The sequence below is a fragment of the Pedobacter sp. 10L46_2 genome (assembly GCF_056395165.1).
In genome coordinates this window covers 1-20,321 of the sequence record NZ_JBFTIZ010000031.1, presented here as the reverse complement: position 1 = coordinate 20,321, position 20,321 = coordinate 1, and the positions used below count along the sequence as shown (strand labels likewise).

22 protein-coding genes are annotated in these 20,321 nt (G+C 42.5%); 11 read left to right on the top strand and 11 right to left on the bottom strand.

Annotated elements, in window-relative coordinates; genetic code table 11:
* From AC1DDX_RS05525 to ppsA, 4 genes are all read left to right on the top strand, one after another.
* On the top strand, nt 1-410 hold a 410-nt coding region (locus AC1DDX_RS05525; protein WP_477621843.1), incomplete at its 5' end, for a universal stress protein.
* A 36-nt stretch (nt 411-446) separates the two neighbouring features.
* Nucleotides 447-1,310 (top strand): universal stress protein, encoded by an 864-nt coding sequence (locus tag AC1DDX_RS05520; RefSeq protein ID WP_172659924.1) that lies wholly within the window; start codon nt 447-449, stop codon nt 1,308-1,310.
* Between the two features lie 116 nt (nt 1,311-1,426).
* Nucleotides 1,427-1,846 carry a hypothetical protein gene (locus AC1DDX_RS05515; protein WP_477611801.1) on the top strand — a complete coding sequence of 140 codons (420 nt, stop codon included), beginning with the start codon at nt 1,427-1,429 and terminating at the stop codon, nt 1,844-1,846.
* 152 nt (nt 1,847-1,998) lie between these two features.
* Complete coding sequence (gene ppsA / locus AC1DDX_RS05510; RefSeq protein ID WP_337716641.1) at nt 1,999-4,395, top strand: phosphoenolpyruvate synthase; 2,397 nt, start codon at nt 1,999-2,001, stop codon at nt 4,393-4,395.
* 100 nt (nt 4,396-4,495) lie between these two features.
* Here ppsA and AC1DDX_RS05505 read toward each other — a convergent pair whose 3' ends face one another.
* Both AC1DDX_RS05505 and AC1DDX_RS05500 read right to left on the bottom strand, forming a co-directional pair.
* Entirely contained in the window at nt 4,496-5,452 is a 957-nt protein-coding gene (locus AC1DDX_RS05505) for a 1-phosphofructokinase family hexose kinase (protein WP_172659927.1), read from the bottom strand.
* A complete protein-coding gene (locus tag AC1DDX_RS05500) occupies nt 5,445-6,041 on the bottom strand; it encodes an RNA polymerase sigma factor (RefSeq protein ID WP_172659928.1) in 597 nt (198 codons plus the stop codon). The genes AC1DDX_RS05505 and AC1DDX_RS05500 overlap by 8 nt, the downstream gene beginning before the upstream one ends.
* A 93-nt stretch (nt 6,042-6,134) precedes the next feature.
* On the opposite strand from AC1DDX_RS05500, the gene AC1DDX_RS05495 reads away from it, so the two are divergent.
* The gene (locus tag AC1DDX_RS05495) at nt 6,135-7,553 is read left to right on the top strand and encodes an MBL fold metallo-hydrolase RNA specificity domain-containing protein (RefSeq protein WP_172659929.1); all 1,419 of its coding nucleotides are present in this window, start codon (nt 6,135-6,137) and stop codon (nt 7,551-7,553) included.
* 73 nt (nt 7,554-7,626) lie between these two features.
* On the opposite strand, the gene AC1DDX_RS05490 is transcribed toward AC1DDX_RS05495, so the two are convergent.
* The 9 genes from AC1DDX_RS05490 to AC1DDX_RS05450 all read right to left on the bottom strand — a co-directional run bounded on the left by AC1DDX_RS05490 (nt 7,627) and on the right by AC1DDX_RS05450 (nt 16,889).
* Nucleotides 7,627-8,697 (bottom strand): class I fructose-bisphosphate aldolase, encoded by a 1,071-nt coding sequence (locus AC1DDX_RS05490; RefSeq protein WP_172659930.1) that lies wholly within the window; start codon nt 8,695-8,697, stop codon nt 7,627-7,629.
* Nucleotides 8,698-8,715: 18 nt separating this feature from the next.
* The gene (locus AC1DDX_RS05485) at nt 8,716-9,573 is read right to left on the bottom strand and encodes a universal stress protein (protein WP_337716643.1); all 858 of its coding nucleotides are present in this window, start codon (nt 9,571-9,573) and stop codon (nt 8,716-8,718) included.
* 144 nt (nt 9,574-9,717) lie between these two features.
* The gene (locus AC1DDX_RS05480) at nt 9,718-11,013 is read right to left on the bottom strand and encodes an NRAMP family divalent metal transporter (protein ID WP_172659932.1); all 1,296 of its coding nucleotides are present in this window, start codon (nt 11,011-11,013) and stop codon (nt 9,718-9,720) included.
* A gap of 159 nt (nt 11,014-11,172) precedes the next feature.
* Nucleotides 11,173-11,892 (bottom strand): YoaK family protein, encoded by a 720-nt coding sequence (locus tag AC1DDX_RS05475; protein ID WP_172659933.1) that lies wholly within the window; start codon nt 11,890-11,892, stop codon nt 11,173-11,175.
* Between the two features lie 1,002 nt (nt 11,893-12,894).
* A complete protein-coding gene (locus AC1DDX_RS05470) occupies nt 12,895-13,308 on the bottom strand; it encodes a YeeE/YedE family protein (protein ID WP_172659935.1) in 414 nt (137 codons plus the stop codon).
* A gap of 4 nt (nt 13,309-13,312) precedes the next feature.
* Nucleotides 13,313-13,870, bottom strand: a complete 558-nt coding sequence (locus AC1DDX_RS05465) for a YeeE/YedE family protein (protein WP_172659936.1) — start codon at nt 13,868-13,870, stop codon at nt 13,313-13,315.
* A gap of 6 nt (nt 13,871-13,876) precedes the next feature.
* A complete protein-coding gene (locus AC1DDX_RS05460; RefSeq protein ID WP_288879074.1) occupies nt 13,877-15,301 on the bottom strand; it encodes an MBL fold metallo-hydrolase in 1,425 nt (474 codons plus the stop codon).
* 83 nt (nt 15,302-15,384) lie between these two features.
* Nucleotides 15,385-16,179, bottom strand: coding sequence for a sulfite exporter TauE/SafE family protein (locus AC1DDX_RS05455; RefSeq protein ID WP_172659938.1), 795 nt, complete (start codon nt 16,177-16,179; stop codon nt 15,385-15,387).
* 68 nt (nt 16,180-16,247) lie between these two features.
* Nucleotides 16,248-16,889, bottom strand: coding sequence for a Crp/Fnr family transcriptional regulator (locus AC1DDX_RS05450; protein WP_288879075.1), 642 nt, complete (start codon nt 16,887-16,889; stop codon nt 16,248-16,250).
* 386 nt (nt 16,890-17,275) lie between these two features.
* Between AC1DDX_RS05450 and AC1DDX_RS05445 the strand changes: the two genes are divergently transcribed.
* The 6 genes from AC1DDX_RS05445 to AC1DDX_RS05420 all read left to right on the top strand — a co-directional run.
* On the top strand, nt 17,276-17,461 hold the full coding sequence (locus AC1DDX_RS05445; protein WP_172659940.1) for a YnfA family protein: 186 nt from the start codon (nt 17,276-17,278) through the stop codon (nt 17,459-17,461).
* On the top strand, nt 17,451-17,891 hold the full coding sequence (locus tag AC1DDX_RS05440; protein WP_477611802.1) for a hypothetical protein: 441 nt from the start codon (nt 17,451-17,453) through the stop codon (nt 17,889-17,891). Before AC1DDX_RS05445 ends, AC1DDX_RS05440 begins: the two co-directional genes overlap by 11 nt.
* Before the next feature lie 109 nt (nt 17,892-18,000).
* Entirely contained in the window at nt 18,001-18,489 is a 489-nt protein-coding gene (locus tag AC1DDX_RS05435) for a DUF3347 domain-containing protein (protein ID WP_099437547.1), read from the top strand.
* A gap of 158 nt (nt 18,490-18,647) precedes the next feature.
* The gene (locus AC1DDX_RS05430; protein WP_172659942.1) at nt 18,648-19,220 is read left to right on the top strand and encodes a DUF3347 domain-containing protein; all 573 of its coding nucleotides are present in this window, start codon (nt 18,648-18,650) and stop codon (nt 19,218-19,220) included.
* Between the two features lie 6 nt (nt 19,221-19,226).
* Nucleotides 19,227-19,697 carry a heme-binding domain-containing protein gene (locus tag AC1DDX_RS05425; protein ID WP_172659943.1) on the top strand — a complete coding sequence of 157 codons (471 nt, stop codon included), beginning with the start codon at nt 19,227-19,229 and terminating at the stop codon, nt 19,695-19,697.
* 18 nt (nt 19,698-19,715) lie between these two features.
* Nucleotides 19,716-20,321: heavy metal-binding domain-containing protein (locus AC1DDX_RS05420; RefSeq protein ID WP_477621842.1), on the top strand; the 606-nt coding region annotated here is incomplete at its 3' end.

Sequence of the window (20,321 nt, the reverse complement as noted above, 5' to 3'; positions counted from 1 at the left end):
TCCGTAAGATTGCCTTTGCAACAGACCTGAGTAAAACCGATATCGGCATCATCCACACGTTAGCCGGCTTTGCACGGATGTTTAATGCTGAAATTCTGATTGTCCATATCAGCGAGAAAGTTCCTGATGAGGGTATTGAGCAGCGGAATAAAATAAATGTATTCTTAAATGAGGTGACCAACAAAGTCAATTATCATAAGATTTATTATCAGCACGTGCTGGATTCGGAGGTGGACAATGGTTTAGACTGGCTGGCCGAATATGGCCAGATGCAGGTGCTGGCCATGGTCCATCGTCAACACAACGTGCTTCATAAACTGTTCAGGGGCAGCTATACCCAAAGACTCAAAAAGAGAATCTCTATCCCCTTAATGGTATTTCCCCCTGATTGCGGAAACAAACCGCTATAGCAGTTTTCTATCCTGTATCTATTTATTTTTTGTAATATGAAAAAGATCTTAATTCCAACAGATTTCTCGGTTCCGGCCGAAAACGCTGCGCGCTACGGCCTGGAACTTGCCAAAGGCCTCAAAGCAGATGTATTGCTTTGCAATGCGATTAAAGTACCTGCGGACGCACCTATGGCCGCGCAGGTCGCATGGCCTTTAATGGACTATGCCGATTTAAAAAGGGAAGTTACCGGCGATCTGGATGAAATGGTTAAAATGCTGACCGATTTGTCCTGCTCCCCTGAAGAGGAGCATTGCCCTGACTTGAGCTATGAGGCAAGTGCAGGAACGGTTTGTGAAGTGGTCTCATCCCTGGTTAAGCACAGAAAAATAGACCTGGTGGTGATGGGGATAGCTGGTGCGGGTGGGCTTACCCAGTTCCTGCTGGGGAGCAATAGTAAGGAGATGATTGAAAAGGCGGAAAGCCCCGTGTTATTTGTGCCTTTTGAGGCGAGTTTTAAAAAGCTTCGCAAAATCGCTTTCGCGACGGATTTCGGAGAACAGGATATCGTTTCACTGCAATTTATCGCAGAACTTGCACAGGCATTTGAAGCGCAGATCACCATTGTTCATATTACCGATAAGGAGGTGACTCCCGATGGTAAACTGCAAAATAAGATAGATGCCTTCCTGGATCGTGCGGCCTTGACTATAAATTATCCTCATATTAAGTTTGAATATGTCTGGAACATAGACATTGACAATGGACTGGAATGGCTTGCCGAACAGGAGCATATGGATATGATCGCCCTATGTCATCGCCGCCATAGCTTGCTTCAACGAATCTTCAGGGGGAGCCATACACAGAAGTTTTCCAGACATACTAAAATTCCACTGTTGGTATTTTCACAGAAACAGTAATTAACAGGGGGGCTTACCACTGAGTTCATCTGTGATCAGCATCAATGCATCAGCTGACGACCGTCATACTTGCTCCAGTCTCAGCTGCTTAAATTTGATAACCAAATCATTCAATTATGCAGACCGCGGTAAAACTAGCTACACGCTTGAATAATTATCATTCTTCAGCTAACAGCTGGGCTCAAGACCTTGAGTTTTTTAAGGTTGAAGGTGTTTTCTTCCGCCGTTTACTGGCTGCCTATTTCGTACGCTTGTCTGGAGCCCGATTTACTCAACAACTCAGTGCGTTAGAAACTGAACTCGGGGAAATAGAAAATAACCGTTATGAACTGGATAGACTGCTTAGTGAACACCTCAGTCAGATAGAATTGATCTCAGAGGATACGATCCTGGAAAACCCTCAGGACCTGGAAGCAATGCACATCCGGCTGGGACGGCTGATAACCGAGTTGACCCATAAATTCCGCCATACCAAAAGAGTACTTTTCGCGCTTGTGGAAGAAGTCGTTAAAGATGATGAATTATTTGAATTGTAATGCTTAACCTTTCATACATTAAATAATAGCCACATGAGCACATTATTGCTTTTTGATCAGCATGTATTCTCCCTTCACCTAGCCCTTAGAGATATCTTATTAAGTGTTTACCGGAAAACTACCGGTGAGTAAATTCATAATTAAATTCTATCATGATGAACTACATCAAAAAATTTAGTGAGATCGGCATTAATGATATTGCCGAGGTTGGCGGAAAGAACGCCTCTCTGGGAGAAATGTTCAGTCATTTAACACCAAAAGGTATATTAATACCTAAGGGGTTTGCCGTTACTGCTGCTGCCTATAAATATTTTGTCAGCTGCAATGGTTTTGAACTCCCACTTGCTGCGCTGATGAAAGAACTGGACAGACAGGGGTATACCAACCTGGCAGAAATTGGAAAGCAGGCCAGGAACCTGTTGATGTCCGGCAGAATGACCAATGACCTTGGAATGTCGATAATCGGAGCTTACGATGCGATGTTTGATGATGGTGTACAGGAGGTTGCCGTGCGCAGCAGCGCGACGGCAGAAGACTTACCTGAGGCGAGCTTTGCAGGTCTTCATGAGTCCTATTTAAACGTTCGCGGAAGCTATGCCCTGTTATATGCGGTCAAGCAATGTTTTGCATCTTTATACACCGACAGGGCAATAAAATACAGGGAGGATAAAGGCTTTGATCATCATAAAGTATTTCTTTCTGTTGGGATACAGGAGATGATCCGCTCAGATATTGGGTGTTCAGGTGTTGGTTTCACTTTGGAGCCGGAATCCGGATTTAAAGAGGTGGTACATATTGCAGGCGTTTGGGGTCTGGGTGAAAATATCGTTCAGGGAACAGTTACACCTGATGAGTTCCTGGTTTTTAAACCTACCCTTGAGCAGGGTTTTAAGGCAATTATTCAAAAAAACATGGGCAGTAAGAACCAGATGATGGTTTACGCGGATCAGGAGGATGAAGTAAATGCAACGATCAATAAGCTGACTCCCCTGGAGCTGCAAAATAAGTTTGTCCTGGAGGATCAGGAAATCGAAAAGTTAGCGAAATGGGCCATCATTATTGAAAGACATTATCAGAAGGCTATGGATTTTGAATGGGCAAAAGATGGTTTCGGCCAGCAACTTTACATCATTCAGGCACGCCCGGAGACCGTACATTCACAGAAAAAGAGACTGCAGCTGACCTCTTACCATTTAGCTCAAAAGGGGATCCTTGTGTGCACCGGAGAGGCAATTGGTAGCCGTATTGTGTCCGGCCCGGCGAGAATTCTGAGTTCTCCCCTGCAGGCGGCAAAACTTAATCCGGGAGATATTTTAGTGACAGATACCACTAGTCCTGACTGGGATCCGATCCTGAAGAAAGTAGCAGGAATGGTAACCAACAGGGGCGGAAGGACCAGTCATGCGGCAATTATTGCTAGGGAGTTGGGAGCAGCTGCAATAGTGGGCGCTACAAATGCCACTACTACGATTACTGACGGGGAGATTATTACCCTGAATTGTGCTGATGGCAAGACAGGATTTGTTTATCAGGGTAAAGCAGAATGGACCGAATCTGTAACTGACCTTGAGGATATCCGAATTCCGCAAACACCAAAGGTACAGTTGATTGTCGCAGATCCGGAACGGGCGTTCGAGCTGTCTTTTTACCCCAATGATGGTGTGGGTTTGCTTAGAATGGAGTTTATCATCAGCAATCTGATAAAGATTCATCCGATGGCCCTTGTGCATCCTGAAAAGATAAGCAATGAAAAGGATAGGGCAGATATGGAACTGATTACGCTGCAGCACCCTGATAAAAAAGCATTTTTTGTGGATAAGCTTTCCAAAGGAGTGGCCACAATTGCCGCTGCTTTTTTTCCGAAGGAAGTCATTGTGAGGATGAGTGACTTTAAGTCCAATGAGTACGCAGGTCTTATTGCCGGCCAGGACTTTGAACCGGTTGAAGAGAATCCGATGATTGGCTTCCGCGGTGCTTCCAGGTATTACCATGGGCGTTACCGTGAAGGATTTCAACTGGAATGTGAAGCCATGCGGATGGTACGAAATGAAATGGGTTTTACCAATGTGAAATTAATGATTCCTTTTTGCCGTACTGTGGAAGAAGGGAGGAAAGTGATCGACCTGATGAAAGAATTTGGCCTGATACAAGGAGACCATGGTCTTGAAGTCTTTGTAATGGCAGAGATACCGGCCAATGTGCTGATGGCCGAGGAATTTGCTGCAATATTTGATGGTTTCTCCATTGGGTCAAATGATTTAACCCAATTGACTTTAGGGATTGATAGGGATTCTGCTCTGGTAGCTGACCTGTTCGATGAACAAAATGCTGCAGTTCAGTTGCTAATTGCCCAGATGATTAACCAGGGTAAAATATGCGGCAGGAAAGTAGGAATTTGTGGTCAGGCGCCCAGTGATTCTGCGTCTTTTGCGCGTTTGCTGGTCAGACATGGTATTGACAGCATTTCGTTTAATGCCGATGCACTCATCGCCGGGATAGCCAATATAAATGGAGTATTTTCCCCGCAGCTCAGTCCTTCACCTTCATGATGCCCAGGTAGGTGGGTTCTGCATGTTCATTTGCCGATCGGCTGAGTCCGGCTGACAGACGAGGATTTCTAGCTGATTTGCAAGTGCCGGTTCAACATATTTAAGACACGCCAGCCTTGCAGCCGGCATCCCTGATCATGCAATATAGACGTTCTACGTCTGTCAAATGACATAGTTCAGTTCCAGGGTTTAATGTAGCAGCCGTCCCGCAGGCGACACCGTATTGCGCGGATTCAACCATGTTTTTCTGTTTATAAAGTCCCATGATGACTCCCGCCAGCATACTGTCACCAGCACCAACGGTGCTTTGCACCTTAACTTGCGGAGGAAAAATTCTAACTTTGGTATCACCGGTGACCAGCATTGCGCCATCGGGGCCAAGGGAGGTAATGATCACTTCACATTTATATTTGCCGATAAGTGTTTTAGATGCCTGTTCCACCTGCGTTATACTAAGTGTTTCTTCGTTTACCAATGAGGCCAGTTCCTTCAGATTTGGCTTGATCAGAAAAACACCGGCCTGCAGTGCATACCTGAGTGCCTGACCGGAAGTGTCGACAATAAGTTTTGCTTTTTTTGCCCTGGTGATTTCAGCGAGTTTGCCGAAGATGGTTGCCGGAACGCCGGCAGGGAGGCTTCCACTGACAATCAGGTACTGGAAGTCTGCTGATTGCTCAATTGCTTTCAGGCAACGATTGCATTCGGCAGCGCTGACCATGGCTCCGGGCATCCCAAAACGGTATTGCTTTTGGGTGCTTTCTTCTTTGATCACCAGATTTTCCCTCGTCAGGCTGATCGTTTGGATAGGAACGGTTGTTATGTTTTCCTTGCACAGCATCTGGGTGAAAAATCTCCCGGGATAACCGCCTGCCAAATAGATGGCTGTTGCATTTCCGCCAAGTCTTTTGATTGCTCTGGCAACATTTATTCCACCTCCCCCTGGCTCATAAACGGGAGTAGAACAGCTCAATTTCTTTTCCGGAATCAATGTGGCTACCGATGCGCTCTTATCAATGGCAGGAGAGAAGGTCAGGGTGATGATCTTATTATCAGGCATAATTGTAATCGCTTAGTAATTGCTTTAGCTGGATCCGTCCCAGATGAATTCTTGTTTTTACGGTTCCTATCGGAACTCCTGTCTGACTGGCAATTTCACAATACTTGTAGCCAAGGCTGAAGAGCTTAATTGGAAGATAGAGTTTTTGCGAAAGTTTTTTCATCGCCTGACTAATGTCCTGCTGGATGAATCTACTCTCACCCATATTTTGGGAGGACGCCCGATGGAGAGCAGATGCGCTGATCTCTTCAATAAAATTGAATGTTGCCTGTTTCAGGAGGTTTTTTTTGTAGTTGTTACGATAGGTATTTCTCATGATTACAAATAGCCATGCCTTCAGACTGGTCCCGTTCTGAAATTGCTGATAATATCGCAGGGCTTTAATCAAAGTATCCTGAACCAGATCGTTGATGGTTTGGTGGTCTGAAGTAAACTGCCGGGCAAATTTCCGTAGTGAAGAAATTTCTTTAGTCAGTTGCCCGCTGAATGCTGAACTGCTTTGAATGGCTATTGGCTGCATGGTATGATTGGGTTTAATGAATGTAAATTTCAGGTTCCGGAATTTTATATCCCATGAGTTGACGCACATTAAATCGTGATTTAAATCATCCGATCAGGTGCCCGCAGTCATGGGTGTTGAAAAAAAATCAACCCATCTTTACCTTGTCTAATTGATATGGTCATGAATGAAATAATCCTTCAATCGCTTGGGGCTGCCCAGACAGTCACCGGCTCAAAACATTTACTGAAAACTCCAGAGCTGACAATACTTGTAGATTGCGGACTGTTCCAGGGTGTCAAATCATTACGTGAACAAAACTGGACTGCCTTGGGTATCGAAGCCTGGGAAATTGATCTGATCATTCTGACCCACGCGCACCTTGATCATTGCGGATATATCCCACTGCTGGTAAGACAGGGCTTTAAGGGAGAAATTTATATGACAGCGCCTACCAGCGAGCTGACACAGCTCATTCTCCTTGATAGTGCCAAAATACAGCAGGAGGATGCAGAAAATGCCAATAAGCACCATTATACAAAACATCATCCGGCCAAACCGCTTTATACGGTTGAAGATGCAAAAGCATCATTCAGATTTTTTACGGTTCGGGATCCCAATATTTTTGTCCGTTTAAGCGACCACATCCATTTTCAGTTTAAAACCTGCGGTCATATTCTGGGTGCCTGTTCGGTCGAATTGAACTGCTTTGGAAAGAAAATCATCTTTTCGGGTGATATCGGACGCCCGCAAAGCGCGATCCTCAATCCACCGGATTATTTTACCGAGGCAGACTATATTGTTATGGAATCCACATACGGAGACCGGCTTCACGGAACGAATGACCCTTGCCAGGAGCTCGCGGCAATAATCAACGATACCATTGCCCGCAAAGGCAATGTGCTGATCCCAAGTTTTGCAGTCGGCCGGGCACAGGAACTGATCTACCTGTTGAATAGTTTAAAGAAACAGGGAAAAATTCCTTTAAACCTGCCCATAATCATGGATAGCCCGATGGCTGCAGCTGCCACAGGTATTTCATTAACTTATGCAGAGGATTACATGAAGATTGGCAGAGCAGAATTTCAACAGATGAACAACCACATCACCATCAATCAGGATTACAGCAATACTGTAGGCTTCATTAAGGATAAAAGCAGTAAAATAGTGATTGCTGCCAGTGGCATGTTAACCGGTGGAAGAGTCCTGCAATATCTGGAACATTACCTTGAAGACAACAGAAATACCATTCTGATCATTGGTTTTCAGGCCGAAGGAACACGCGGGCGTGCTTTGTTGAACCATACGCATGAAGTTAAAATTCATGGAAAGTATTATCCTGTTAAGGCCAGGGTGCAGGAGCTGGAGGGATTATCCGCGCACGCAGATCAATCCGAACTGATGGCCTGGATCAGAAAATTCAAAAAAGCACCTGCACAGATTATGCTGGTTCATGGGGAGCCTTGTGCTCAGGAAGCCTTGAGGGTTAAAATCCAGACCGAACTGAGTATTCCGGTGAAAGTTATGACCCCGAATGAAGATGTATTGCTATTTAGCTGTGACCATTTTGTGGTTACAGCTGCCCATGATTCCAAAAATTAAAGATTTACGCATCGCTCAAGGAGTATTTGCCGATATCTTATTGGAATTAACTGGGGTCGTTTTTTGCAATTCCTCAGGCGATATCAATCTGTTTTTCCAGGTAGACATCCTGTATGGCATTCAGCAGTTCAACACCTTCCGGGAATGGTCTTTGAAAGGCTTTTCTGCCAGCAATAACCCCGGTTCCGCCTGCCCGCTTGTTGATCACTGCGGTTCGAAGTGCGTCTTTGAAATCGTCTTTGCCATTTGAGGGGCCTCCAGAGTTGATCAATCCGATTCGTCCTGAGTAACAATTCAAAACCTGATAGCGGCAAAGATCAATTGGGTGGGCTGTACACAGCTGGCTGTACATTTCTTTGGTATATTTACCGAAAGTCTTACCATAACGGTTAAGGGCTTCATAGCCCCCGTTGTTTTCAGGCAGCTTCTGTTTGATCAGATCAGCCTGCAGGCTGACCCCAAGATAGTTGGCCTGTCCGGTCAGATCAGCCGAAGTATGGTAATCCACCTCATCCTCCACGAAGTTCTCGTTTCGCAAGTAACACCATAATATGGTTGCCATACCCAGTTCATGAGCCTGCTCAAAAGCATTGGACACTGCGATAAGCTGCCGGGAAAACTCTTTGGATCCAAAATAGATGGTGGCTCCGATGCCAACAGCCCCGGTATTCCATGCGTTTTTTACGGAGGCATACATGATCTGGTCATGCTTATTGGGACAGCTCAGCAATTCGTTGTGATTGATCTTTGCGATCATCGGGATTTTGTGGGCGTATTTCCTTCCTATAATGGCAAGGTTACCCACGGTAGTTGCCACTGCATTGCAGCCACCTTCAATGGCCAGCCTGACAATGTTTTCCGGATCAAAATACATCCGGTTTGCACTGAATGAGGCGCCAGCACTGTGCTCTATACCCTGATCTACCGGTAATATGGACAGGTACCCTGTGCCGGAAAGCCTCCCTGAATTATAAATGGTTTCAAGACTTCGTAGTGTCTGATTGCTCCTTGCCGAGGCGAGAAGAATCCGATCTATATAATCTGGCCCGGGAAGATTTAGGGTTTGCTTAGTAACGGCTTGGCACTGGTAAGTAAAAAGATTTTCATCGGTTCCAACCAGATCAGTGATTTGACGGTAATTCATGGCGGTATAGTTTGTGATTCATTTGATTTTTGAAGGCAGCACCATTAAAGGTAAAACCAATTTTTTAGCTAACTTTTGCGTTTGACTACCGGTTAGAATTTCATTAATGAAATTGCGGTCCCGGTGCACAATACTCAGCAGTCCGTTTTTGCCATTTTTCCTGCAAAGCTTTTCTAAACCTTTTACAATCGAATGGTCGACCACCGATTGGAAGGAGATCTTGGGATAATGACATTCTTTTACAAGTGCAGTGCGGAACTGGTCCTTTTTAAGATCTTTTTCCAGACATGGGCTTTCGTTACGAACATTCATCAGAATGATTTCCGCCTGCAAACTCGCCGCAAATTCTGCCAGTCGGTTAAGTGCAGGAATTTCCGCAATATTTAAATCGGTGGCAAAGGCGATCCATTTGATCTTACCTACATTTTCTTCGGGTGATACCAATAACAGCGGTACTGAGCCAGCATCCACCATGTATCTGGTGTGATTGCCTAGCAACAAGTGCCTCAGGCCGCTGCTGGCATGGGTTCCCATGATGATCAGGTCTATCTGTCTTTTCGAGATCACATCGTCAATCTCTTCGGTAAGCACACCTGTTTGACACAAGTAACTGACAGGAGGATGAAATCCTTTACTATGATCCTGGTGCTCCAGTTGCTTTTTTAATCTTTTGAGCCCCTCAATGCTTTCTTCTTCAATCCGGCTGTATTGTTCGATAGGAAGTAGTATAGATTCGTACTGAGGGATTTCGGCAGGTACGTTAACCACATTGCAAAGGATCACTTCAGCTTCCAGCATTTTTGCAAAGTCATATCCAAATGCTACCGCATGGTTGGCCGTAGCGGAAAAATCAGTCAGCAATAATAATGTTTTCATAATCGGTATATTGATRAGCAAAGACAATTCTGTTAAGCAAATTTCAGGGAAAAGGAACACCCGGGAGGTGATCATGGTCATCAAGCAGGATGATATTAAACATGATATTTTTGCTCTTTGTTAATGTTGTCAGTAATCACTTGCTTAAATCAGTATGATCAACCCCAGTGCCGCAGCTCCCATGATGATAAAGGTCATCCATAAAAGGATTTTAGACAACCTGCCACTTTTATATTCCCCCATGATTGCATCACTGGCGGCAATTTTTATAATTAAAAAAAGCAGGGGAACGGCTGCAATCCCGTTTATAACTGCAGTGTAAATAAGCGCTTTTACAGGATCAATGCCGATGAAGTTCATGGTTAATCCGATCAGGGTAGAGATGATGATAATGCCATAGAATCCGGGGGCCTTGTTTACTTTTAGATTCAGGCTGGCCTTCCAGTTGAATGCTTCTGATACTGCGTAGGCAGCTGAACCTGATAACACCGGAACTGCCAATAATCCCAGGCCAATGATCCCCACTGAAAATATTAATTTAGATAAATAACCGGCATTTGGAAAGGAGTCAACCAGTGGTTCTAATGCCCTGGCAGCATCAGCGGCGTTTTTAATGTCTCTCACACCACTGTTGTGTAAAACTGTTGCAGCCACCAGCAGTATGCACCAGGTCGTAAATTCAGAAATGATCATTCCTATGGTATTGTCCTTTCGCATCGCATGAATCAGGTTCCAGCTTATTTTGTGTTTTTCATTTCTTATTCTTCCATTTTCATGCACTTCCTCAACTTCCTGTGAAGCCTCCCAAAAGAACATATAGGGGGTAATTGTTGTACCAAATACGCCGGTAATGATGAACAGGAATGAAAAGTTGAATTCAAAGTGTGGAATTACTGTGGCCCAGAGTACCGTCTGCCATGGCTGATCAATGATAAAAACGGTAACAGGGTAGGCCAGCAGGGTGAGCGCAAGCCATTTTAATATCCTGGAATAGACATGGTAACTGGTATAGATTTCAAGTAGTAGAATGGTTCCTGTAAAGGTGAAGGTGAGCACGACAAATGGTAAGGGGATAAGCAGTTGTGCTGCGGCTGCCATTGCACCGATATCCGCCCCGATGTTAATGGTATTGGCTACCACCACCAGGCCCACCATAAAATAAAGCACCGGGCGGCTGTAGTGCTGTCTGACAACAGCTGCTATTCCCTTACCCGTAACCAGTCCGATACGGGCACATGATTCCTGCACAGCGGTCATGAATGGCAGCATATACAATGCTGTCCAGAGCTGACCGTAACCAAATTGCGCCCCTGTCTGCGCATATGTAGCAATGCCAGATGGGTCGTCATCCGCTGCACCAGTGGTTAACCCGGGACCAAGTACGCTGAGCCATTTCCATCTTTTCTTTAATTTGTTTTTATTCATATACGATTCGCTCATTACATTCTGGTAACAATCTTGCTCACGAGTTATGCGATAAAAATACCTGTTGTTAGTTTTGGGAAACGTGACCAATATCATTTCTATTTATGATGTTGTCCGGAAAAAACTGTGTTTATTTTACTTATGATGCTTTTAATTTGTTTATCCCGTGGTTTTTTATTTGTAACGGCGCATTATACGTATGACATGAAATCGGAAATAGTCATAAAACAAGCTAATTGTTAAGAGTGTAATAGGCAATAGAAAAGCATTAAATTGATGCCGCATGAATAAAAAGGTGCCTATGATTCCGCCAAAGAGAAAAGCGGTAATGATAACTGTTCTTAGGAAGATACGCCGCTTTAATCTTATTGCTAGTTTCAATCGCTGGCTTACAGCCGTTGCGAGGTCTGTTCCCAGATCTGTGAACATTCCGGTGAGATGGGTGGTTCTGACCACTGACCCCGAAATCACCGAGACCAGGGCGTTCTGCATACCCATAGCAAATAATAAACTTCCGGCAAAATATTCTTTTTGGTGCATTGAGCCATTATAAGTATGCCCCGAGATGGTAACAGTTGCTAATATCAGTATAATGATGACTATTGGGAGTGAGTACGCCGATGGCTTTTCCTTTCCGACAGTTTCTATGCATATGCCGGATGTAAATGCCCCTGTTATAAATAAAAATAACCAGAGGGCAACAATCCCGGCCTGTCTAAAATGTGTTTCCACAAGATTAACAGCAAATAATGCTGCATGCCCAGTGACATTTGTTGTTAACACATTGAACGCAAGAAAGCCGGCACCATTTATAAATCCTGCATTGATGCATAGCAATACTGCAAGCCTGAGGTTATGTCTAAAACTTCGCTTTTGTCCTGTATGTCTCAGCATTTCTTTTGAAATTCATTAACGTTTATAGCCTTAATAACCTTTTTAGCATCTTATTTCCTATTAGAGCATCTCAGGAGTTTTTCAATCTCCTGTATCCAGATTTTCCGACCCTGAGTGCTGATGATTCCCTAGGATTTAAATTCTTTCAACAGCCTGATTAGGTTTTCTTTGGCAATCCCTGCTAACCCACAAGATCTCTTCTGGATATATTGATTATATTTTGCTCTCCATAAAAAAGGCCGATTTCGATTTTTTCCTGAAAACTATAATCATCTTTCTAGCAGGAAAAAATTATTCAAATACATAATGCTTACAAAGTTAGCATAAAATGGGAAAACAGCTCCGTCGAGTACTTGTCAAGTCCATTGGGGAGAGTTTCTCTATCCTGATTTCCAATTTGCTGAAGCATTCAGATACAGGCAGACCATGTACTGCTGCTGCCCTGGGAATATTCAGTATCAAAGCCTCCATCTGTGCATAATTTTGCATACCCGAGATTTGGTAAATCAAGGCCTCTACCATTTCATTTATTGTCAATTTCATATTAATGGAACTAATCATTTTTTGATGTTCATTTTAAGGTAATTGCTGAAGTTGCTTAAATAGCTGATAATTGGAGGGAATATTCACTTCATTTCCATGTTAGGTTACCAGTTCCCGCTTGTTTTTCTCTACAGAGACCCGTAAAAGTAATTGATATAATAGTTGCATAATCTTGCAGAATATTGGACATTAATGCAATCTCATGGAGATCGCTGGGCTGTGATTTTACTGTCTGGTTTTTCACTTAAAAGAACTGCAGAAGTAATTACTTCCTTTCTGATCTAATACATTGGGGAGGGCTTTCATATTTTTAGGGAAAGATGGCTGTAGTAAAGTTCGTTGAAATATTGTTTTTTCGGAATTAGTACGATGTTCATTCTTGTTAAGGCGAATTTAGGCTGCAGAATCAGGTGTGTCTCCTCTTCTGATATAATCAGGTTCAGGAATTTTATCTTTATCTTAGTGAGGTAACTTATTTTTAATAATGCCGTAAAGGTAAGTTCCACTTAGGGCGCCCAATACGACAATGATCATAGCCCAGTATCCATATCCGATATTTACAAACATTGGTCCCGGGCAGGCACCGGTTAACGCCCAGCCCAACCCAAAAATTGAACCTCCGATCAGGTAACGCGACCAGCTTTTGTCCTTGTCATGCAAGACGATCGGTTGGCCCTGAATATTCCTGAGTTTAGTTTTTTTGATGAGGTATACGGCAAGCATACCGAGAATTACTGCCGTTCCGATAATTCCGTACATATGGAAGGACTGAAAACGGAACATCTCCTGAATTCTGTACCAGGAAATGGCCTCAGATTTTGCCATTACGATACCAAATAGTATTCCTGTCAGTATAAACTTTACTCCTTTCATGTTTCTAAAATATTAATGGTAATAAAAAATGTGTCATCACTAAGCCCCCGGTAAAGAAGCCAATTACGGCAAGTAAGGAGGGAAGTTGTAAGTTTGATAAACCGCTGATCGCATGTCCGGAGGTACAACCGCCGGCATAGCGGGACCCAAAGCCGACTAAAGCTCCACCGGCCAGCAAGATCACTATTCCCTTAGAGGAACTAATGAGCTGATATCCGAACAGCTGTGATGGATTCAATTGTCCATCAAAAATAATGTTCAGCTTTGCCAGATCATCAATTGTGGATTGTGATAAAGCCATGGGGATTTCGCTCTTGAGTAAGGTCGCTGCAATAACACCGCCAAGAACAGCGCCAAGGAGAAACAGCAGGTTCCATTTTTGAGTCTTCCAGTCAAAGTCAAAAAACTGGTGTCTTTTGCCCGCACCGGCAAGGGTGCACAGGGTTCTTAAATTAGATGAAAAGCCGAAGGATTTTCCGAAAATAAGCAGCAAAACCATAATAAAGGCAATGGCAGCCCCTGAGGTATACCAAGGCCAGGGTTGTCTTAATAGTTCCAGCATAACAGTTTATGGATTGGTCATTTTACTTGGACAAACATAATCGGATAGTTGAAGCTTGCCCGATTCTTTCAAGGCCTTAAAGCCACCTTTGATATCGATAAGGTTCTCAAAACCACGGGCACGCAGAATGGAGTTGAAAATCATTGATCGGTATCCGCCGGCACAATGCACGTAATAGATTCTATCCTTGTCAATTTTTGGCATGTGCTCATTGATGTAGTCTAATGGTACATTTATAGCATTCAGTAAATGCTCAGAAAAGTATTCCGATTCCTTGCGGACATCCAGGATATTTAAATTCCCCGATTTTTCTCTTCGGTCGGCCAATTGCTCTGCTGTTATGGAGATGATTTCGTCTGTTTCTCTGCCACTTTTAATCCAGGCATCAATTCCACCTTTAAGGAAACCGATGGCATGATCATAACCCACTCTTGACAACCTGGTCACCACTTCTTCTTCTCGTCCCTCATCCGCAATTAACAGAATCGGTTGCTGTATATCCGGTATCAATGCACCCACCCATGGGGCAAAACTGCCATCGATACCAATGTTAATTGAATTGGGGATAAATGCTTTTGCGAACAATTGGGCATCTCTGGTATCCAGCAGTAATGCGCCGGTTTCATTTGCCATCAATTCGAAAGCATCGGGTGTTAATGCATGCGTGCCTTTTTCCAGTACTGCAGTAAAGCTGTCGTATCCTTCTCTGTTCATTTTCACATTCAATGGGAAGTAAGCCGGGGGTGGGGTCAGCCCTTCTGTTACCTCTATAATGAATTCTTCCCTTGTCATATCGGCCCTGAGTGCATAATTTGTCAATTTCTGGTGTCCTAAGGTATCAGTAGTTTCTTTGCTCATATTTTTACCACAGGCAGAGCCGGCGCCATGGGCAGGATAAACAATAAGATCATCGTTCAAAGGCATTACCTTTTGACGCAGTGAATCAAATAATATCCCTGCAAGCTCTTCCTGGGTCATGTGTGCTGCTTTTTGTGCAAGGTCAGGACGGCCGACATCGCCTATAAATAGCGTATCGCCTGAAAATAATGCGATTTCCTTTCCGTGTTCATCTATAAGCAGGTAGGAGGTGGACTCCATGGTATGGCCTGGAGTATGCAAAACTTTAATCGTGAGTTTTCCCAGCTTAAAAAGCTCGCCGTCTTTTGCAATATGCGCCTCGAAAGTCGGATTGGCATTCGGGCCATAAATAATCAGTGCCCCGGTTTGTTTAGACAGATCTACATGGCCCGAAACAAAATCAGCGTGAAAATGTGTTTCAAATACATATTTAATGGTGGCATTATTACCTGCGGCTTTTTCGATATAAGGAGCGACTTCTCTTAAAGGATCGATAATGGCAGCCTCATTACCTGATTGAATGTAATAGGCGCCTTGTGCCAAACATCCGGTATAAATCTGTTCAATAATCATGTTCTTTTTTTTAATTCTTTTGTATACATCAAATTTCGGCAGAAAGTGAACACCAAACGGTGACTAAAATCACCCAACTCTTGTTATTTTAAAAATTCTTTTAAAATGATATAAATGCCCATGAACAGGACAAACCAGCCGAACGCTTTTTTGAGTCCTGATCCGGGAATTCTTTTACTGATGAGGTTTCCAGCAAGCAGGCCGGTTATGGCAATTGCGCTGACGCTGAGTAAGAATTTCCAGTGGATTTGAAAATGCCCCAGGTCTCCCGCAAAACCGATCAGGGAATTCAGTGCAATGATAAGTAAAGAGGTTCCGACTGCTTTTTTCATGGGTAATTTTAATAACAAGACCAGGGCAGGGATTAGTAAGAAACCTCCTCCTGCTCCTAACAGTCCGGTTACCAGTCCAATAGCAATCCCGTAGCCTAGAAGTTTAAAGAATTTAATGCAGTCTTTGCAATCCTGTTCCTGTGCATCATCATGTTTACTTCGAATCATGCTTATCGAGGCCGTTAACATCAGTACGCCGAAAAGTACCATGGTGGCTAACGCGCTGGTAATGGTATGACCAGCTATAGTGAATAATTTCTCTGGAATAGCAGGAATAATGAGTTTTCTGGTCGCAAAGACAGTGACAATTGATGCTGCGCCAAAGAAGAGGGCTGCTTTCAGGTTCACCTGACCTTTGCGATAGTTATTGACTGCCCCGATTAGACTGGTTGAGCCAACTATAAAAAGTGAGTAAGAAGTGGCCAGAAGAGGAGCGATCCCAAAAAGATAAACCAATACTGGTACGGTTAGGATAGAGCCACCTCCGCCAATCAGACCCAATGAGACGCCGATAAATGCCGACGCTAAATACGCAATAACTTCCATTTTCTAAATAGTTTAGACAAAGTTGGAAGTTCGGACGGACAATAAAGGTGACTTAGGTCACCGATGAGTTATTTGAGGTATTGAATGTAATTTCTGTGTAAGGCGACTTCGCCACGCTGCTCCATTTTTTTTAATAATCTGGAGATCACCTCTCGTGAAGAATTCAGGTCGTTGGCGATATCCCCGTGCGTGACGGATAATGATCTGGTTTTTAAATCCTTGAATTGTTTTTCCAGATAAAATGCCAATCGTTCATCCATACTCTTAAAAGCAATGTTGTCGATAACGGTCAATAATTCTTCAAAACGATTTCTGTAGGTTTCCAGTACAAAGTAATACCAAGTCTTGTATTCCTTCATTAAGGTATCCATTAGCGATATTGGAATCATCAAGCCAATTGTTGGCTCAACAGCCTTAGCCATCACCTCGCTGGTTTCTTGCTTGGTTGCACAGATCATAGACAAGGCACAGGCATTGCCCGGTTGCAGGTAGTACATAAAAAACTCATTGCCGTCGTCTCCCTCACGATACAGCTTCACCAATCCCTCAACAATTAGCGTCGTGGACCGCATATTTTGCCCAGTTTGCATGAGCATTTCGTCTGCAACAAATATTTTTAGTGTGCCGTTTTCAATTAAAACTTTTTTTAAGTCAGGCTCAAAAAAAGAAAAATGGGAATCTATATAGCTTTGTATGGTTTCAGTTTTCATTTTTCATGGAGTGTTATTGTTTGCAAAATTACTAATTCACTAAATATGCAGATGAACTGCCTAATTGAGAATCCAAGGTCATCACCATGCGTTATTTGCTGGATTTTAGTAACACGAATCTAATGAAATTACAAAAAGTTGTGCGAAATGTTTCAATTAACTGTGAGCCATTCATACTGAACTATATTTGATTTAGATCAATGCTAAAACTAGAACAGAATGCTTGAGCGCAATGTATCTTTAGTTGAACGATTATCAGGTTTTTTATTAAATTATGTTGGAGCTTCCTTATTTAGAGATTTATGCCGAAATTTTCGATAGAAGGTTTAAAAATAGAGTATTGCAAAAGGTAGATATTCCGAGGGAAAAATGCATAAATTTTTTAATTGGAGCATTCAGTACCAGATGCTTATGGTTTCGTTTTACATTGGCAGACAGCAAATTTTGGAAGAATCTATGCTGCATACGGTGGGTTGTTAGCGTATAGGCGCTATTTAGATGTAAAAAAAATGCGGAATTATGTAAATTTATATTTGCATAATTATATAGGTTTGTTTAATCATGAAAAGTAAAGCTATCTTTCTGTTAGTGATATTTTTGCTCAATACCGTTGCGGGTTTTGGCTGTGCTTTAGCAATGGAGGTGGATCATCATGATGAAAATCATTCCCATGCTAAACCTACTCATCATGGACACAAAGATCATGGTCACCATCATGCAGGTGGACATGAACACAAAACTACCCCAATATCTGGGCAGAATTTTACAAAAGAAGATCCTTGCTGTAAAACTTTAGTGAATGATTTGGCTACTCAAAGCAAATTAGTTCCTGAAATGAGCAAAGTGCAGGTAGTTTTACCTGTATTGTGGCTTACTGATCATTCTTACTCTTTATTAATTCCCGTAACCGATGTTGAACTTGGTCGGGGCGCCTATGCAGATCACAGAGAAAGACCGCCTAACAGGGACATTCGCATAGACATTCAAAGTTTTCAGATATAAGATTTAATGTGAGATGTTGGACCCGGTAAAATAGGGTATCGGCATATGATACACTTCGCATAGCTATTGCTATGGCCAAGAATTAGTATAAACATTAAATTATTACATCATGAAAAAGATATTTTTAGTAGTTGCTGTAATTGCAACTGCATGGATCAACCCGAGTTTCGCTCAAAGTACTCAGACACAATCATTGTTAACTTCTTACTATGACATCAAAAATGCCTTAGTAAACTCTGATGCGGCAGTGGCAGCATCAAAAGCAAGCGAATTTTCTAAAGCATTGGCAAGTGTTGACATGAAGTCTATGCCCAAAGCAGAAATGACAGCCTTCATGGGGTTTCAGGATAAACTTGCATTTGATGCCAAACATATCTCAGAAACAAAAGACATTGCCCACCAAAGGGAGCATTTCGCTAATTTTTCAACAAATCTTTTTAAACTGGCTAAGGCAGTAAAACTTACTAAAGACCCGGTTTATTATGACTATTGCCCAATGAAAAAGAGTTATTGGCTTTCTGAGAATGAGGCGATCAAAAATCCCTACTTCGGTAAACAAATGCTAACCTGCGGGGCAGTTAAAGAAACTCTAAAGTAATTCTGTTTGTTAATTCCTCAGCTTCACCTTTATTGGGTGTTCTGGTATGCAATTGACATGTGGATTTTATTGAACAATTCTGCCATAGGATCACATAAATACACTTTGTTCCGCTAAGCAGGTAATCAAACATTTAAAACGATTTTAATTTAAACACGATGAAAACATTAATTTATAGTTCAGTTTTTTCCTTATTATTTTTAGCAGCCTGCTCTAATGGTAGTAATAAAACTAAATCAACCACTTCCGAAGATGCTACAGTAACAACGGCCGTTGCATCTGGATCTTCAGAAAAAGGTACTTCTACTGCCGCAGTATTAGCCTCATACCTCAAATTAAAAAATGCCTTTACAAATGACAATGATAAAGACGCGGCAGCAGCAGGAAATGAAATGGTAACTGCCTTTGCCAGTTTCGACAAAAAATCTTTAACTCCAGAACAGGATAAAGCTTATACCGATATATACGATGATGCTAAAGAACATGCCGAGCATATTGGAGCTAATGTTGGAAATATTGCACACCAGCGTGAACATTTTGATATGTTGAGTAAGGATATGTACGACCTCGTTAAACTACTTGGCGCTAATCAATCGCTGTATGTGGATCACTGCCCGATGTACAATAACAATAAGGGAGCAATCTGGTTGAGCGAAGTAAAGGATATTAAAAACCCTTATCTGGGAAAAGCCATGCCAACTTGCGGTACTGTTAAAGAAGAATTAAAATAATAGGCCATGAAAGGCATAAAGAAAATACTTCTTGGACTATTGGTGATCTTTATACTTATTCAATTTGTACAACCTGCCCGCAATAAAAGCAGGCAGGTTATGCCAAATGATATTTCTAAAATAGTTTCTGTACCCTCAGATGTACAGGGTATTCTAAAAAAAGCCTGTTATGACTGCCATAGTAATAATACTGAGTATCCCTGGTATGCTAATATGCAGCCCATGCACTGGTTTATGAACAATCATATTCAATCCGGGAAAGCTGAATTAAATTTTAGCGAATTTGGTTCTTATACCTCAAGAAGACAGCAAAGTAAACTGCGCTCAATAGAAAATAGTTTAAAGGATGGCAGTATGCCCCTGAACTCCTATACCCTGATCCATAGAAATGCCATTTTGACTAAAACGGAAAAATTGTTGCTAATGAACTGGGTACAAAATTCAAAGGATAGTTTAAACAAAAAGAATTTTAACTAACCATTAATCATCAAAGAAATGAAAAATATACTAACGGTTTTCTTATTGATCTTCTATTCTGCGGTTTCTGCCCAGGATATGAAGAAAATGAAAATGCCTGACAATGAAAGTACGAAGCAGTCGCGGGTTATTTACACTTGCCCAATGCACCCGGAAATACAATCCAACAAGCTTGGTAATTGTCCTAAATGTGGCATGAAACTCGTTGTTCAAAAGGTAAAGGCTGCTAAACCGAAACCTGGGGCAAAAGAGAAAAAGACGGCTCCATCAAAAAAAGAAGGCATGGAAAATATGAAAATGCCTGATAAAAAGCAAGACAGCGATGAGTCAGCGCAGAAGGTAACTTACACCTGTCCAATGCATCCCGAAATTCATGCACCCAAGCCAGGCAATTGTCCTAAGTGTGGAATGAAATTGGTACCTGAAAAAGCTAAAGCAGCTCCCACCAAACATGACGAAATGCAGATGCCTATGAAAGATGCTCCAAAGGATGGAATGGAGAACATGGAAGGTATGCAGATGGGAGACAATAGTGCTACAATGGAAAACATTAAAAAAGCCAAATCGAATTTGGGCCCCATCAAAACCATTGCTTTTACTCAACCACCCCGTACTGTTCGCTAT